9 protein-coding genes and 3 pseudogenes are annotated in these 14,889 nt (G+C 68.3%); 6 read left to right on the top strand and 6 right to left on the bottom strand.

What is annotated here, in order from left to right; genetic code table 11:
* The 3 genes and pseudogenes from ACO1X9_RS04960 to ACO1X9_RS04970 all read left to right on the top strand — a co-directional run.
* Window positions 1–333 (top strand): annotated as a pseudogene (locus ACO1X9_RS04960) (isocitrate lyase); the annotation flags it as partial.
* Between the two features lie 29 nt (window positions 334–362).
* The gene (gene aceB, locus ACO1X9_RS04965) at window positions 363–1,994 is read left to right on the top strand and encodes a malate synthase A (RefSeq protein WP_486349724.1); all 1,632 of its coding nucleotides are present in this window, start codon (window positions 363–365) and stop codon (window positions 1,992–1,994) included.
* The gene (locus ACO1X9_RS04970; RefSeq protein WP_486349725.1) at window positions 1,991–2,290 is read left to right on the top strand and encodes a hypothetical protein; all 300 of its coding nucleotides are present in this window, start codon (window positions 1,991–1,993) and stop codon (window positions 2,288–2,290) included. Before aceB ends, ACO1X9_RS04970 begins: the two co-directional genes overlap by 4 nt.
* Before the next feature lie 35 nt (window positions 2,291–2,325).
* On the opposite strand, the gene ACO1X9_RS04975 is transcribed toward ACO1X9_RS04970, so the two are convergent.
* The 6 genes from ACO1X9_RS04975 to ACO1X9_RS05000 form a co-directional block, all read right to left on the bottom strand.
* Window positions 2,326–4,953 (bottom strand): alpha-L-rhamnosidase, encoded by a 2,628-nt coding sequence (locus ACO1X9_RS04975; protein WP_486349726.1) that lies wholly within the window; start codon window positions 4,951–4,953, stop codon window positions 2,326–2,328.
* Window positions 4,954–5,006: 53 nt separating this feature from the next.
* Window positions 5,007–6,353, bottom strand: a complete 1,347-nt coding sequence (locus tag ACO1X9_RS04980) for a hypothetical protein (RefSeq protein ID WP_486349727.1) — start codon at window positions 6,351–6,353, stop codon at window positions 5,007–5,009.
* Window positions 6,354–6,365: 12 nt separating this feature from the next.
* The gene (locus tag ACO1X9_RS04985; protein ID WP_486349728.1) at window positions 6,366–8,978 is read right to left on the bottom strand and encodes an MGH1-like glycoside hydrolase domain-containing protein; all 2,613 of its coding nucleotides are present in this window, start codon (window positions 8,976–8,978) and stop codon (window positions 6,366–6,368) included.
* A complete protein-coding gene (locus ACO1X9_RS04990; protein ID WP_486349729.1) occupies window positions 8,975–9,814 on the bottom strand; it encodes a carbohydrate ABC transporter permease in 840 nt (279 codons plus the stop codon). The genes ACO1X9_RS04985 and ACO1X9_RS04990 overlap by 4 nt, the downstream gene beginning before the upstream one ends.
* Window positions 9,811–10,626, bottom strand: a complete 816-nt coding sequence (locus ACO1X9_RS04995; RefSeq protein ID WP_486349730.1) for a carbohydrate ABC transporter permease — start codon at window positions 10,624–10,626, stop codon at window positions 9,811–9,813. Before ACO1X9_RS04995 ends, ACO1X9_RS04990 begins: the two co-directional genes overlap by 4 nt.
* Window positions 10,627–10,713: 87 nt before the next feature.
* Window positions 10,714–12,162, bottom strand: a complete 1,449-nt coding sequence (locus ACO1X9_RS05000) for an ABC transporter substrate-binding protein (RefSeq protein WP_486349731.1) — start codon at window positions 12,160–12,162, stop codon at window positions 10,714–10,716.
* Window positions 12,163–12,354: 192 nt separating this feature from the next.
* Here ACO1X9_RS05000 and ACO1X9_RS05005 point away from each other — a divergent pair, with 192 nt between their 5' ends.
* The 3 genes and pseudogenes from ACO1X9_RS05005 to ACO1X9_RS05015 all read left to right on the top strand — a co-directional run.
* Window positions 12,355–13,356 (top strand): LacI family DNA-binding transcriptional regulator, encoded by a 1,002-nt coding sequence (locus ACO1X9_RS05005; RefSeq protein ID WP_486349732.1) that lies wholly within the window; start codon window positions 12,355–12,357, stop codon window positions 13,354–13,356.
* Between the two features lie 214 nt (window positions 13,357–13,570).
* Window positions 13,571–14,714, top strand: a pseudogene (locus ACO1X9_RS05010) (CaiB/BaiF CoA transferase family protein).
* A 54-nt stretch (window positions 14,715–14,768) separates the two neighbouring features.
* Window positions 14,769–14,889: pseudogene (locus ACO1X9_RS05015) on the top strand (enoyl-CoA hydratase-related protein); the annotation flags it as partial.

A 14,889-nucleotide genomic window follows, 5' to 3' on the forward strand; every position in this document is an offset into this window, starting at 1 on the left:
AACTGGAAGCAGCACCTCGACGACGACCAGATCGCCAAGTTCCAGCGCGAGCTGTCGGCGATGGGCTACGCCTTCCAGTTCATCACCCTCGCCGGCTTCCATGCCCTCAACCACTCGATGTTCGAGCTGGCCGCGCGCTACCGCGACCGTCAGATGAGCGCCTACGTCGAGCTGCAGGAGGCCGAGTTCGCGTCCGAGAAGCACGGCTACACGGCGACCAAGCACCAGCGCGAGGTCGGCACCGGCTACTTCGACCAGATCGCGACGGCGCTCAACCCGTCGTCGGCGACCCTCGCGCTCGTGGGCTCGACCGAGTCCGAGCAGTTCCACTGATCGTCACGACACGACGAAGGAGAGAGACCATGAGCGACATCCGCATCGACATCCACGGCCCCGAGGGCGAGCGCTACGAGGACATCCTGAGCCCCGAGGCTCTCGAGTTCCTGACCACCCTGCACGACCTCTTCATGGGCCGCCGGCAGGAGCGGCTCGCCGGACGGATGCTGTTCCGGCAGGCGATCGACAACGGGCGCAACCTGCGCTTCCTCGACGATGAGAACGACATCCGCCGCAACCGTTCGTGGCGCGTCGCCGGCCCGGGGCCCGGCCTCGAAGACCGTCGCGTCGAGATCACCGGACCGACCGACCGCAAGATGACCGTGAACGCCCTCAACTCGGGCGCGAAGGTCTGGCTCGCCGACTTCGAGGATGCGACGAGCCCCACCTGGGCGAACATCGTCGAGGGGCAGCTCAACCTGTTCGACGCGATCCGTCGGCAGGTCGACTTCACCTCGACGGAGGGCAAGCGGTACGAGCTCGGCACGACCACGCCGACGATCGTCGCGCGCCCGCGAGGCTGGCACCTCGTGGAGAAGCACCTGCGCTACACCGACCAGGCGGGTACGCGACAGCCGGCGTCGGCATCCCTCGTCGACTTCGGGCTCTACTTCTTCCACAACGCGGCCGAGCTCATCGCGCGCGGCACCGGGCCGTACTTCTACCTGCCGAAGCTCGAGAACCACCTCGAGGCCCGGCTGTGGGACGACGTCTTCACATTCGCCGAGAAGGCGGTCGGCATCCCGCACGGCACGATCCGCGCGACGGTGCTCATCGAGACGATCACGGCGGCGTTCGAGATGGAGGAGATCCTCTACGAACTGCGCGACCACTGCGCCGGGCTCAACGCCGGGCGCTGGGACTACGTGTTCTCGATCATCAAGAACTTCCGCGGCCGCGGGGCGGGCTTCGTGCTGCCCGACCGGAAGCAGATCACGATGACGACGCCGTTCATGCGGGCATACACCGAGCTGCTCGTGGCGACCTGCCACCAGCGCGGCGCGCACGCGATCGGCGGGATGAGCGCGTTCATCCCGAACCGCCGCGACCCGGAGGCGACCGCCGCCGCGCTCGCGCAGGTGACCGCCGACAAGCGGCGCGAGGCGACCGACGGTTTCGACGGCACGTGGGTGGCGCATCCCGACCTCGTCGCGACCGCGTACGCGGAGTTCGACGCCGTGCTCGGCGACAAGCCGAACCAGGTCGACCGGCTGCGTGAGGACGTGCAGGTCACCGCCGCGGACCTCGTGAACCTCCGGTTCGAGGGCTCGGTGACGGATGCCGGGGTGCGCGCCAACGTGTCCATCGCGCTGCGCTACATCGAGGCGTGGCTGCGCGGCTCGGGCGCCGTGGCCCTCGACGGGCTCATGGAGGATGCCGCCACGGCCGAGATCTCGCGGTCGCAGCTGTGGCAGTGGGTCGCCCAGCGGGTGACCACGGCCGAGGGCACGCCCGTGACGCGCGAGTGGATCGAGCGCATCCTGCTCGAGGAGCTCGACCGCTGGGGCGGAGCCGACGGGAACCGCTTCGAGGACGCCGCGGAGATCTTCCGGGACGCGGCCCTCGACGACGACTTCCCGCCGTTCCTCACCATCCCGGCGTACACGCGGTACCTCGTCGACACCGTGCCGGCACCCGCGTTGGCGGTGGCCGGATGATCCGGGTCGTGCTGGCCGGCTCGACGGAGGAGACCCGCGCGCGGCTCGCGGAGCTTCTCCGGGCACGCCTGGACGTCGACCGCTCCGGTGGGTTCGTGCTCGTTGCCCCGCCCCTCGACCTCGACGCCCTGGATGCCGAACTCGCCCGGCAGGGGGCGACGCTGGATGCGCTCCTCCACCTCGGAAGCGCGCCCGACGCCCTCCTCGACCGCTACCCGCGCGCGGTGGTCGAGGTGCGCTCGGCGGACGTCGACGACGTCCTCGCCGCCCTGCGCGAGGCCCTCGTCACGCGGTAGCGGCGGCCAGCGGGTGTTCGGCCGCGCCGCAACCGCTAGGCGGTGAGCCGTTCTCCCTGCCGGACGTCGTCTGCCGAGAGGACGAATCGGTGAGTGCCACTGCCCGCGGCGCCCCGGACGGCGGTGAAGCCGAGCACGGCCGTTGCCCCCGGCGGGACCTCCAGGTCGAGCTCGATGCCGGCCGCGGTGCGGTGCCACTCCACCCGCACGAGACCGCGGGACGACTCGTATCGAGCCTCAACGCTGTCCAGACGCGGGTCGAATCGGGGGTCGATCAGCAGCGTCTCGAACCCGACCGAGTCCTCGGTCTGGTCGATTCCCGCGACGGACCTGAAGATCCACTCGCCGACGGACCCCAACGAGTAGTGGTTGAACGAGTTCATGGTGTGGGCCTGGAACCCCCGGTCGTGGGTCCAGCCGTCCCAGCGTTCCCAGATCGTCGTCGCTCCCTGGGCGATCGAGTATCCCCAGGACGGGTACTCGGTCTGAAGCACGAGGTCATAAGCCAGTCCCGGTTCGCCGATCTCGCACAAGACCGGGCAGATCAGACCGACTCCGAGGAAGCCGGTGGTCAATCGCTCCCCGCGGTCCCTGAGCAACTGCACCAGCCGGTGGCCGAAGGCCTCCCGAAGCCGATCGGGCACGAGCCGCCACGCGAGGGCGAAGACGTACCCCGATTGCGTCTCGTGCGCGAGCGCATCATCGCGGACGAACTCCCTCACGAACGCGTCGCGCACGACGTCGGCGAGCTCGGCATACCTTTCAGCGTCCTCATCGTGGCCGAGGACCCGCGCGGCGGCGGCAGTCAGGTCGAGGCTCCGTGCGCGATACGCCGTCGCCACCAGGGTGCGTGAAGTCTCCTCGTCGACCGACAACCAGTCGCCGTAGTCGTTTCCGAGCCCCGCCGTCCAGAGGCCCGCCGGGTTGCGCGATGAGACGTACTCCACCCAGGCGGTCATCGACGGGTAGTGCCGCGCGAGAAGCTCCCGATTGCCGTACACGCGGAACAAGTGCCAGGGGACGATCGTGGCGGCGTCGCCCCAGCCTGGAGCGCCGAAGTCGAAAATCTCCGCCGACGGCGGGACGGGGACGACATCGGGCACGGACCCGTTCGGCAACTGGGCATCGCTGAGATCCCGGAGCCACCTGTCGAAGAACGCGTGGACGTCAGCCTGATAGGCCGCCGTCGGGAGGAAGACCTGCGCGTCAGCCGACCAGCCCAGGCGCTCGTCCCTCTGGGGGCAGTCGGTGGGGACCGAGAGGAAGTTGCCTGTCTGGCCCCAGCGGATGTTCGAGAGCAGCTGGTTGATGAGCGGCGACGACGTCACGACGCTTCCCGCGAGCGATGTGCGCGACGAGAGCACGACACCCTCGACCTCGCGGATCTCGGCGATGGCAGGCAGCCCGGTGATCTCCGCGTACCGGAAGCCGTGGAACGTGAACCAGGGCTCGAACTCGAACCGGGCAGAGTTCGGGATGACGACGTCCGTCGCCTCTGCCGAGCGGAGGTTGTCGGTGTAGAGCTCACCCTCAGCGTCGAGTACCTCACCGTGCCGGATGCGTACAGGCTCGCCCGGTACCGCGCCGTCCACTGCGAGTCGCACCCGACCGACCATGTTCTGCCCGAAGTCCACGATCACGCGCCGCTCGTCTCTGCTGATCACCGCGCCCTCCAGGCGATCGACGACGCCCACGGGCTCGTCGAGCTGCCCGATGAGCGCCGTCGTGTCCGATGAGGCGACGACGGCCGCTCGGGAGGGCACCGCCGAAGCGCTCGTCGTGCACCATGCCGGGTCGGCGAGAGTCAGGTCGTGGGCCTCCCCCATGAGGAGGTCGTCGTACACGATCTCCCCCACACTCTCGAGCCACGTCTCGTCCGTGCCGAGGTGCACTCGGGTCCCGTCATCGAGGTCGACCACGAGTTGCGCGAAGGCGCGCGGCCGCGAACCGTACTGGCGCCCGTGACGTCGCACGTCGTAGCCGACACAGCCGCTCCACCAGCCTTCGCCCACGACCATTCCGATCACGTTGACTCCGGGACCCAAGGCGGCCGTCACGTCGTGACTCTGGTACTGCACCCGACGTCGGTAGTCGGTCCATCCCGGGGCCAGTTCATCGTCTCCGACGCGTTCCCCGTTGAGAAAGGTGCGATAGACGCCGTGGGCCGTCGTGAACAGCCGGGCCCGGACCGCAGGCCGGGGCAGCGAGAATTCGCGCCGCACCCGCAGCGACGGCTGCGCCATCTGCATGACCCAGCTGCGCTCGAACGCGACGCCGACCCGTGCGAGTTCGCCCACGTGCTCGTTGCTCCGCGCGATCCACGAGGCGATCCAGTCGTCGGGCGCGAAGGAGCCCGTCTCGAAGGCCGCGTGAGCGACGGCGACCGACCCGGTCGCGGAGCGCACCGTGAGCACCCACGTGTAGCTCTCGAAGGACGCCAACGGGGAACCTTCGTACCGCGCGGTCACCCGGTGCGAGTCGACCCAGCCCGAGTCCCACACGATCTCGTCGGTGCGATCCCTGCGGACGACGACGTGGTATGCACTCTGATCGTCGCCGTTCCGTGCGGACCGGAGCCGCCAGGCGAAACGAGGGCTGGCGACATCGACCTCTCTGGGGAGACTGCGATGTTCTGTGCGGAGGTCGTAGGGCGTGAGTTCCATGGTTCTTTCGGTGTCCGGGAGGGGGAGGGCGCAGTCGGCCCTCCCCTTCGAGGTCAGGTGATGGAGGCGAATGCCTCTCTCACGCTTTGGCCCGACGGCAGCCCGTCGGTCTTGTCGGTGAAGGTGCTCCGTACGATGCCCCCGGTGTAGGGGTTGATGTCCTGCCACATCGTCCACACGAGGTAGTCGACGTAGGGCTTGTTCGACCCGGATGTGCCGTACGAGTCGAGCAGGAAGGCACGCATGTTCCCCTCGGACGTCGATCCGCAGAAGGCGTTGGGACAGGCGACCGCGGGCGCGTGATCGAACCCGAGCGCCGTGTTCCCGTAGTGGGACTGGATGTGGTACTCGGTGAGCGCGAGATGCCACTTGTCGGTGTCGGCCGGCCACAAGGTCTGCTGCAGGCTCAACAGCGTGCCCAGGTTGGCGAGCGTGACGGCTCCGGCAGGTGGCGTTGCGAGCGGGCTGTCCCAGATGCGGGGTGCGTAGGGATGGAGCGCGATCGCGTCGAACCGAAGGTTCAAGGCATGCATCCGCGTGACGAAGTCGAGCGGACTGATCCACGTGTGATCCTGAATCCCCGACTCGAGGTCATTCGTGGCGTCACGCCAATCCTGGTAGGTGGTCGTCAGCCGATCGCCAGCCGTTCCGTACTGGTCCGCGTGGTGGTACGACGTGAACGCCCCCGCGAGCGCCCGAACATCCAGGGACGAGGGCAGGTGGTGGATCGCGTCGTACGCCTCGTTCAGGACGCCGCCGTAGTACTGCACCGGATCGAGTCCGGTGGTGTTGCAGGCCGTGTCGTGCCACCAGTCGGGTGCGTTCACCTCGTTGTAGATGACCCAGTCGCGGACGAACCCGATTCCGGCGCCACCTGCGTCGAGATGCGAGCCTCGGTAGCGCTCGGACATCGCGTACATGAAGTCACCGAAGTCGGCCGCGTCCTGCGGCGGATAGAGCCGCTCGTCGTAGGGAAGGTCACCCGGGCACGCCGCCCAGCCCGGCGTTCCCCACACGATTCCCATCACGAGGGCGCCGTTGCCGTTCTGCTGCACGTAGCGGGAGATCTTGTCGAGCTGATCGACGGCCACGCTCGACTCGTAGGTGGCGTCGTTCCATTGCGCCGGACTCGCCGGCTCCACCGCCACGCTCGATCCCGCGGGCTGCGTCGCTGCGTACCAGGGGAGGTTGACGCCGATGACCCCCGCCCCGTTGTCGAGGACCTCCTGCAGTCGCGCGAAGTTCGATGCGATGTACACGTCGAGGTCGCCCGCCAGGGTGACCCCCTTACGGCTGACCGGAGTCGCCGCTTCCGCCGGTTCAGGGGCGGCTGCTGCCGCACCCGCTGTTCCGATCAACGCGATCGCCATGGCGATCGCGACCACTCTGCGTCTCTTCATCTTGCTCTCCGTCTAATCCGGTTGAAGCACGAACCCTCCGTCGCCGACGGGGCGAAGGAGGACGGCGCTCCCGGGCGGGAGCGACGCGGTGAGCTCGAGATCGGGGCCGGACACCAGCACGCGGTCGCTCTCGACGCGGACGCGCAGGAGACGATCGCGCCAGTGCAACCGGTCGATCTCGAGATGGTCGAGGCCCGACGGCAGCGACGGGCGGATGCGGAGGCCATCAGGTCGAGGATCGAAGCCGAAGAAGGCCGGAAGTACGGCCGCCGGAACGAGCCCGCTCTCCGGGAACGGCACGTCGACACCGACCTGACCGGGGAGCATCGCCTGCGGGTGCTCCCCTCGGCTGAGCGGCGCGCCGCCGCAGAGCCGGTCCGGCGCCTCGACGCGCTCCAGAATCGCCGTCAGGCGCTCCCACGCGAGGTCCGGCGAGACCCTCGCCCGCGTCTCGATGTCGAAGGCCGAGATGTAGAGCGCCGTTCCGCCGTCCTGAACCTGGTCGCCGAAGTCGGCCTCCACCCCTGACCAGCCGAAGGTGTACCAGAAGTCGTTTCGACGTGTCGACGCCCTCGGAGCGAACTCCCACGCAGAGTAGGTGTCGGCGGGGCCCGCCCGATGCGGCGAGACCACCGCGATGCTGAGCGTCCCCTCGGCCGTGCGCTGCCAGGAGAGACCCGCCCCTTCCGGCGTGATGCTGAGGGTGTAGTCACCGGGCGGCTGCGGCGGGAACTCGAGAGCCGCCCATCCGCGGTCCCACCAGCGCTCGAGATGCCGCTCGGCGATGAGCGACCCGGTCGGGCCGACCATGCGCATCGTGAACGCCGACGCCCTGATCGACTCGGGGGCGACGAGGATCATCGCGGCCGTCGAGGCGAACTCAGCGTCCGCCCTGAAGTCGCGTCTGGCTTCCGCGCCGACGCTCATGGGGAACCCCGTGCCGCTCGGCGGGTCGAGGAGCACGCGCTCGGTGAGTTCCGTCGGGTGCAACTCCAACCAGTCGAGCACGCGGGCGACGTCGGCGTCGGCCCCGAGGCCGACCGCGAGCGCCTCGAGGTTCAGATAGCTCGCCCCATAGTCGTGCCGGCGCCCGGTGGCATCGACGTTCTGGATGAACCTCCCCGCATCGTCATCCCAGAACACACGTCGGAACTCCTCGCGGACCATCGCGGCCAGCTCGCGAAGCTCCCGGGCACGGGTCTCCTCTCCCGCGTGCTGCTCGAGTCGAGACAACTGGATGAGCGCTCCGTAGAGCAGCACGTTGGCGTAGGCATCCCGCGCGCCGCCGGGAACGATGTCCCAGTAGTGCGAGCCGAGGGAGCCGGCTTGGCCGTCCTGGTCAGGCGAGCCGTTGATGAGGAGACCGTGACTGCGTACGTCGAAGTGCTCCTCGATCCATCGCATGGCGCGCCGCGCGCGCGGCAGTTGCTGCTCGAGAAACGCTTCGTCGCCCGTCCATCCGTAGTGAACGGCCACCGCGGAGATGAAGCTGAGACTGGCGGAGGGATGACGCGTGTCGTACCTCGTCGGGTCGGGGAACGGCCAACCGGCGTTGTCGGTTCTCGTCCAGAGCCACCCCTCGTCGTCCTGCCGCGTGGCGGCGAGATCGGCCGCCTGGGCGTCGCGACCGTCGGTGTCGGTCCAGGACAGTACTCGCGTCAGCCAGTGCTTCCATCCCACGGCGCTCGCCGTGTAGTCGCGGAACGGCCAGCTGAGCGCGCGCTCGCGGTACCAGCGCGTGAGGCGATCCGCCATCACCGAATCCGAGGCGCGGAAGATCGGCAGCCGGCGGAGGAGGTCCTCGCGCGGGAGGCTGGCACAGAGTTCGACGCGACCGGCGGATTCCACGGTGATCGTCATCGATGTCGCCGACATGCTGCCGTTCGCTATCAAGCCGTCGTCGCTGCGGAGGGTGAATCCACGCTCGCCGGCGAGGAACGAGACCTCCCGCCCCTCGAGGGGGAACGGCCAGACCGCGATGCGCTTGAGCTGTTCCGCCGGCACATACCGCCCGCCGCTTCCGACGATCGCGTCGAACGGGATTCCGTCGGCCGACGCCACCGAATACCCGTCGCGCTGCCACGGGAGCTCGAGGCCGATCACCGTCTGCGGATCACCGACCTCCGCTGCGATCACCCCGGCGGCGGCGTGCGCCGAGAGTGGGGCGTATTCGAGCAGGTCCGCCTGCCAGGCGATGCGGTCGCCCGTGACGGCCGGGGCGACACTCCCGCTCAGCGCCGTCACCCGGAGCTCGAAGCTCCCGCTGACAGGCTCCGGTGGCCGGAGCTCGTACCAGACCTGGTCGATGACGGGATGCAGACGGTCCTCCGCGAGCACGATGCCCGCCGCGGAGTCGACAAGTTGCAGCATGCACTCGGCCGTCGTGCTGCCGAACGTGTGCAGCCAAACCCGTGCCGCTGCGAGGGCGTGCTCGGTCGCGAACTCCGCCGAGTGGGTCGATCCGATGTCCTGGGCGTCCCGCGGAGGGGCCGCCTCGCCCGAACCCGACGTGTGCCGCAACGCGGCCCAGAGGCGCCGCACCGGCACGTCCACCTCCGAGAGGGGCACCCCGGCCTGGCCGACCAGAGCACGAATGCCGGCGGCATCGATCGGGAGCGCGCTCATCGCGGTCGACCGTTCAGGGCGACCGCGCCGTCCACGAATGTGCGGTTGGCGATGATGAAGACGAGGAGGAGCGGGATCGCCGCGAGGGCGTAACCGGCCATCAGGGGACCCCATGCGGTGTAGTAGGAGTCGCGGAAGCGCAAGAGTCCGAGCGCGAGCGGAAAGAGACCTCGATCGTTGAGTGTCACGAGCGGCCAGATCACGTCGTTCCAGGTGCCGAGCACGTTGAAGAGGGCGACGACCGCGAGGATGGGCTTCGACATCGGGACTGCGATGCGGAGGAAGATGCGGAGCTCCCCCGCTCCATCGAGCCGCGCGGCCTCGAACACCTCGGCGGGGAGCGACTCGAAGAACGCGCGCACGATGAAGATCGCCGTCACCTGACCGACCGCGACCCAGGGCAGCACGAGAGCCGCCCAGCTGTCGAGCAAACCGAGGTCGCGCACGATCTCGAACTGCGGAATCAAGATGAGGACGCTCGGGATCATGATGAGGCCGATGAACGCGTAGAACAGGATGCGGTGACCGGGGAAGTCGAAGCGCGCGAACGCGTACGCGGTCATGGCTCCGAAGAAGGTCACCAGCACGGCGGTGATTCCGCTCAACAGGACGCTGTTCAGCAGGCTGGGGCCGAGCACCCGAAAGGCCGTCGCGTAGTTCTCGACGTGCAGGGGGAACGTCAGCCCGTAGGGGTTCGTCGCGAACTGACCGTTGTCCTTCAAAGAGATCACGAACATCAGGACCGTCGGGATGAGCATCAGCGCGATCGCGACGACGAGGACGGTGTGTCGTCCCAGGTCGCCCACGATCACGGAACGTCGACGTGTGCGAGTCATCGCTGGTTCCTCAGGAGGGTGTTGAAGAGGGCCGTGAGGCCGAGGATGATCACGAACAGCGTCACGCCGATAGCCGAGGCATAGCCGAGGTTCCCGAGCGCGAACGCCTCGCGGTACAGATAGAGGCCGGGCACCATCGTCGCGTTCGCGGGGCCACCCTGAGTCAGCACGAGCGGAGCGACGAACGCCTGCGTCCCGCCGATCACGGAGAGGATGAAGTTGAGCCGGATCTGGCCGGCCAGCAGCGGGCGATCGATCGTCCAGAACCGACGAAGACCCGTCGCCCCGTCGACGGACGCCGCATCGAACACCTCCCGCTCGATGTCCTTCATCCCGGCGAGGTAGATCAGCACCGCGAGCCCACCGACCCAGGGGAATCCGGTGAAGATGACCGCGCCCAGGGCCGTCCCGATGTTGCCGAGCCAGGAGGTCGCGAGGCCGCCGAGGCCCAGGGCTCCGAGGAGGTCGTTGAGCATCCCGGAGTCACCGTCGTAGATGAACTGCCAGATCAACAGGGTGACGATCCCGGGAACGATGACCGGCCACATGACGAGCACGCGATAGACGCTCTGCGCACGCTCGGACGAGAGCCAGAAGATCATTTGCGCGATGAACAGCGGGATCGCGGTGGAGAGTGTCGCCGTCACGACCGTGAACACCGTCATGTTCCAGATCGCCTGACCGAACACCGGATCGCGGAAGAGTTCGAGGAAGTTCTCCAGGCCGATGAAGTTCCCCATCCGGCCATAGCTACCGTCGAACACCGAGTTCACGATCGCTTTGCCTGCGGGGTAGTAGCAGAACGCAGCCACCAGCACGACGCTGGGGAGGATCATCGAGTAGGGGGCGACCGCCTTCCGGAGCCGCCGCCACGTCGGCGACCGGAGTCGCCGTTGTGCTCACCACCCGTTGGCCGCCGCGTTGCTCTCTGCCGCCGTCATGTAAGCCGCCTGCGACTGCCGAGCCGCCTCGTCGAGGCTGATCTGCCCCTGGAGGAACTGCGTCGTGATGTTCTGAAGCGCGATCTGCGCATCCAGCCCGACCTTGTCGTAGTAGAGGATCATCCCGGCTTCGCCCACGCCGTCGGTCACCGCGCGCAGCGGCTCCTCGAGCAGCGGGTTGACCTCCGCATCCTTCGCCGTCGGGAGGAACTGGCCGAGCTCTCCGACCATCCGTTCCATCTGCTCAGGGGCGGTCAAGTACCGGAGGAAGTCGATGGACTCCTCGACGAGCCCGTTCTCCTCAGCGGAGTAGGTGACCCCGAGCTGCGAGCCCGACGCCCCTCCGATCGACGGCGCCCCGGTGCCCTCGGACGACTCGGCTTCACCGCGGTCGTCACCGGGCTCCACGGTGGGCATGAAGAAGGTTCCCCACTCGAAGCCGAGGTCGTCGTTGGCTTCGAGCATCCCGAACCGCCAGGTGCCGTCCTCGAGGACCGCGAGCCGACCTTCGGTGAAGCGCTGTCCCCAGTCCGTGCCTTCGACGGCCCAGTCGCTCGACCAGTAGGGCATCGCCTGCTTGAGCAGCGTGAGCCAGTCGCGGTACTCCTGCGAGTCGGCGTCGAATCGCCCGTCGAGGATCGCCTCCGTGATGTCCTTCATCGTGTAAGCCCCACCCACACCGGTCGGGTCGATCGTCGCCTTCCAGGGCGCGACGATCTGTTCCCCGAGTTGCAGCTTCGAGAAGCTGAAGGGGCTCGAGGGGATGTACTCCGTCTCCTCGCCGATCTCCTCGAGGGCATCGAGGAACTCCGAGTAGGTCGTCGGGGGCTCGACGCCCGCCTCATCGAAGGCGTCCTTGTTGTAGAAGAACATGGTCGTCACGAGGTCGATCGGGATGACGTAGAGCTCGCCCTCCGAGTCGCGCTTGGCGCCGAGAGGGAGCGGGTAGAACTCGTCCGCCCACACCTCGCCGCCGTCACCCTCGACGTACGGGTTGGCCTCCTCGAGGTACGGGTCGAGGGGCAACCACCACTCGTTCTCCTTGTCCTGCGCTGCATAGAACGACTGCGTGTTCATGATCTCGGGCGGATTGCCGGAGTTGAGCTGGGTGAGGGCCCAGGTGCGTTCGTCGGTGCCGGCGCCGGCGCCCATCTCGACGATCTCGACCTCGACGCCCGACAGCTCGGTCCACTCATCGGCGATCTGCCGCAGCGCCTCGCGAGGGTAGGGATTCTCCGGAGAGACCTCCATCGACTCGGTCGGGGTGTAGTGCGCCGCCCAGATGCGGATGACCTGGTCGCCGCTGTCGTCCGGCGTCGTACAGCCGGCGAGGGCTCCGCCTGCGATCACGATCGCGATCGCCGCCGCGCCGGTCCGGTGGATTCTCCGGGACGTTCGAGTGAGCATGCCTTCTCCTTTGAGGGCTGAGGTGGAGGGTGGGACGTGATTGCTGTAGCACTGCAAATGAAACCGTTCATTTGAAAGTCTAAGACGATCTCTCTCGAAAAGTCAACGATCGTCTAGGCACGGTGCGTATGCCAGCGGCTAGGATCGAGCGCGAATGAAACGGACCATTCCTTTCTCGCGGGGCGGAGGCCCATGATCTCCAAAACGGGCATCCGCGATGTCGCGCAGATGGCGGGCGTGTCGATCGGAACCGTCTCGAACGTTCTCAACGGTCTCGCCACGGTACGGCCCGCGAACCGCGAACGGGTCGAGCGGGCGATGGAGCAACTGGGCTTCGTCCCCAACTCGTTGGCTCGCCAGCTCCGAGCCGGCCACGGCGACGCCATCGCCATGGTCGTCCCCAGCATCGCGAACCCCTTCTACGGCGAGGTGGCGCATGTGGCGGAGGCGATCGCGGAACGGCACGGCTCGACGATCATCATCGCGAGCAGCGATCAGGGGTCGGCCCGCGAGGCACGCTTTGTCAGTATGTTCGAGGCCTCACGCGTTCGCGGCCTGCTGGTGTCACCCGTCGCCGGCGCCACCACGCAGCTCGCCGACGTACGTCGGCGCGGAACTCCCGTCGTACTCCTGGACGACCATATCGACGTCACAGCCTTCTGCTCGGTGTCGCTGGATGGCCGGGCAGCCGGCTCCCTCGCCGTTCAGCACCTGTTCGACGTGGGAAGGCGCCGCATCGCCGTCGTCGGAGGACCTGTCTCACGGATCGCGGACCGCGTGACCGGGGCGGGCGAAGCGGCTCGGCAGGCCTCGGGTGGCGCACTCACCATCATCGAGACGGACGAGCTCACCGTGAGCGATGGCCGCCGCGCCGCTCGTCGCATTCTCGACCTGCCACCACCCGAGAGGCCGGACGGCATCTTCGCCGCCAACGACCTCGTCGCCTTGGGCGTCATGATGGAATTCGTCCTCGGCGGGCTCCGGATACCGCAGGACGTCGCCATCGTCGGGTACGACGACATCGACTTCGCCGCCACCGCACTCATCCCCCTCACGACCATCGCGCAGCCGCGAGCAGAGATCGCCGCCGAGGCCATCCGCCTCCTGCTCGACGAGGAGAACGAACTCAACCACCGCCACGAGAAGCGCCTACTGGCGCCGGAGCTCATCGTGCGCGCGAGCACGCTCACCTGAACGCGGGATGTCCCGGCTGACCCTTCGGGGTGGCCCGTTATGGCTCCACGGCCCATATTCGTGCGACCCGACGCCTTGCGACGATCGACGGGTGATCGACGACGACCTCCGCGAGCGCCTCGCAGACCTGGGCCACCACGACCTGGCCCGGGGTGCCCTCGCGGGGGTGGTCGTCGTCGACGTGACGCGCGTCGTCGCCGGCCCGTACTGCGCGATGATCCTCGCCGACCTCGGAGCGACGGTGATCAAGATCGAGCACCCCGACGACGCCGACTACGCCCGGGACTTCCCGCCGTTCCTCGAGGGCGCGGACGGCGCGCGCCTCTCGGGTTTCTTCGCCCAGTTCAACCGCAACAAGCTCGGGCTCACCGCGAACCTGCGGCATCCGGGCGGTGTCGCGCTGCTCGAGCGACTCGTCGCCCAGGCGGATGTGCTCGTCGAGAACTTCCGCCCGGGCACGATGGACAGGCTGGGCCTCGGCTATGAACGCCTGCGCGAGGTGAACCCGCGCCTCGTCTACGCCGCACTCAGCGGCTTCGGTCGCACGGGCCCGTCGAGCAGCCGCCCGGCGTATGGCAACAGCGGCCAGGCGACCGGCGGTCTCTGGTCGATGAACGGTCCCGCGGGCGGACCGCCGACGCGCGTCGGCACGATCATCGGCGACCTCTCCGCGAGCCTCTACGGCGTCATCGGCGTGCTCGCCGCATTGCGGCACGCCGAGCGCACGGGCGACGGGCAGGTGGTCGACATCTCGCAGCAGGATGCCGTGCTGAGCCTCACCGAGAACGCGGTCGTCAGCTACACGGCGACAGGCACCGTTCCCGGTCCGCTGGGGAACCAGCATCCCTTCGTGCGCCCCTACGAGTCGTTCCCCTGCAGAGACGGGGTTCGTCTTCTTCGGCGGCTACACCGACAAGTTCTGGAAGATCTCGTGCGAGCTGTTCGGCGCGCCGGGCGAGTGGGAGGCGCACCCCGAGCTCCAGCTCATGGCGGCCAGATTCGACGAGACCACCTACCGCGACGTCGTGAAACCGGTCGTCGAGGGCTGGTTCCGCGACCGCACGAAGGCGGAGCTCGAAGCCCTCGCCGACGACCACGTGCCGTTCAGCGCCGTCAAGGACATCGCCGAGGTCGTCGCCGACCCGCACATCGCGGTGCGCGACATGATCGTCGCGCACGACTATCCGGGATTCGGTGAGCTGCGCACCTTCGGATCACCGGTGAAGCTCAGCCTCACGCCACCGCGCCCCCGCGGTGCGGCGCCCGAGCTCGGAGCGCACTCCGACGTGCTGCTGCGCGACCTGCTGGGGATGACCCCGGCCGAGATCGCCGAACTCCGCGCCGCGGGCACCGTCTGATGGGCATCACGCTCGACCGCGTCGACGGCATCGGCGTCATCACGATTCGATCGCCCCGAGAAGCTCAACGCCCTGGCGCTCGCGATGTACGACGAGCTCGGCGCGGCGTTCACGGAGGTGCGCGACGACGCGTCGCTCGGGGTCGCGCTCCTCACCGGCGCGGGCGACCGGGCGT

The sequence above is a fragment of the Pseudolysinimonas sp. genome, from assembly GCF_057350545.1.

Coding starts and splice junctions, on each gene's coding strand:
- aceB (WP_486349724.1), top strand. CDS start 363: ATGAGCGACATCCGCATCGACATCCACGGCCCCGAGGGCGAGCGCTAC.
- ACO1X9_RS04970 (WP_486349725.1), top strand. CDS start 1,991: ATGATCCGGGTCGTGCTGGCCGGCTCGACGGAGGAGACCCGCGCGCGG.
- ACO1X9_RS04975 (WP_486349726.1), bottom strand. CDS start 4,953: ATGGAACTCACGCCCTACGACCTCCGCACAGAACATCGCAGTCTCCCC.
- ACO1X9_RS04980 (WP_486349727.1), bottom strand. CDS start 6,353: ATGAAGAGACGCAGAGTGGTCGCGATCGCCATGGCGATCGCGTTGATC.
- ACO1X9_RS04985 (WP_486349728.1), bottom strand. CDS start 8,978: ATGAGCGCGCTCCCGATCGATGCCGCCGGCATTCGTGCTCTGGTCGGC.
- ACO1X9_RS04990 (WP_486349729.1), bottom strand. CDS start 9,814: ATGACTCGCACACGTCGACGTTCCGTGATCGTGGGCGACCTGGGACGA.
- ACO1X9_RS05000 (WP_486349731.1), bottom strand. CDS start 12,162: ATGCTCACTCGAACGTCCCGGAGAATCCACCGGACCGGCGCGGCGGCG.
- ACO1X9_RS05005 (WP_486349732.1), top strand. CDS start 12,355: ATGATCTCCAAAACGGGCATCCGCGATGTCGCGCAGATGGCGGGCGTG.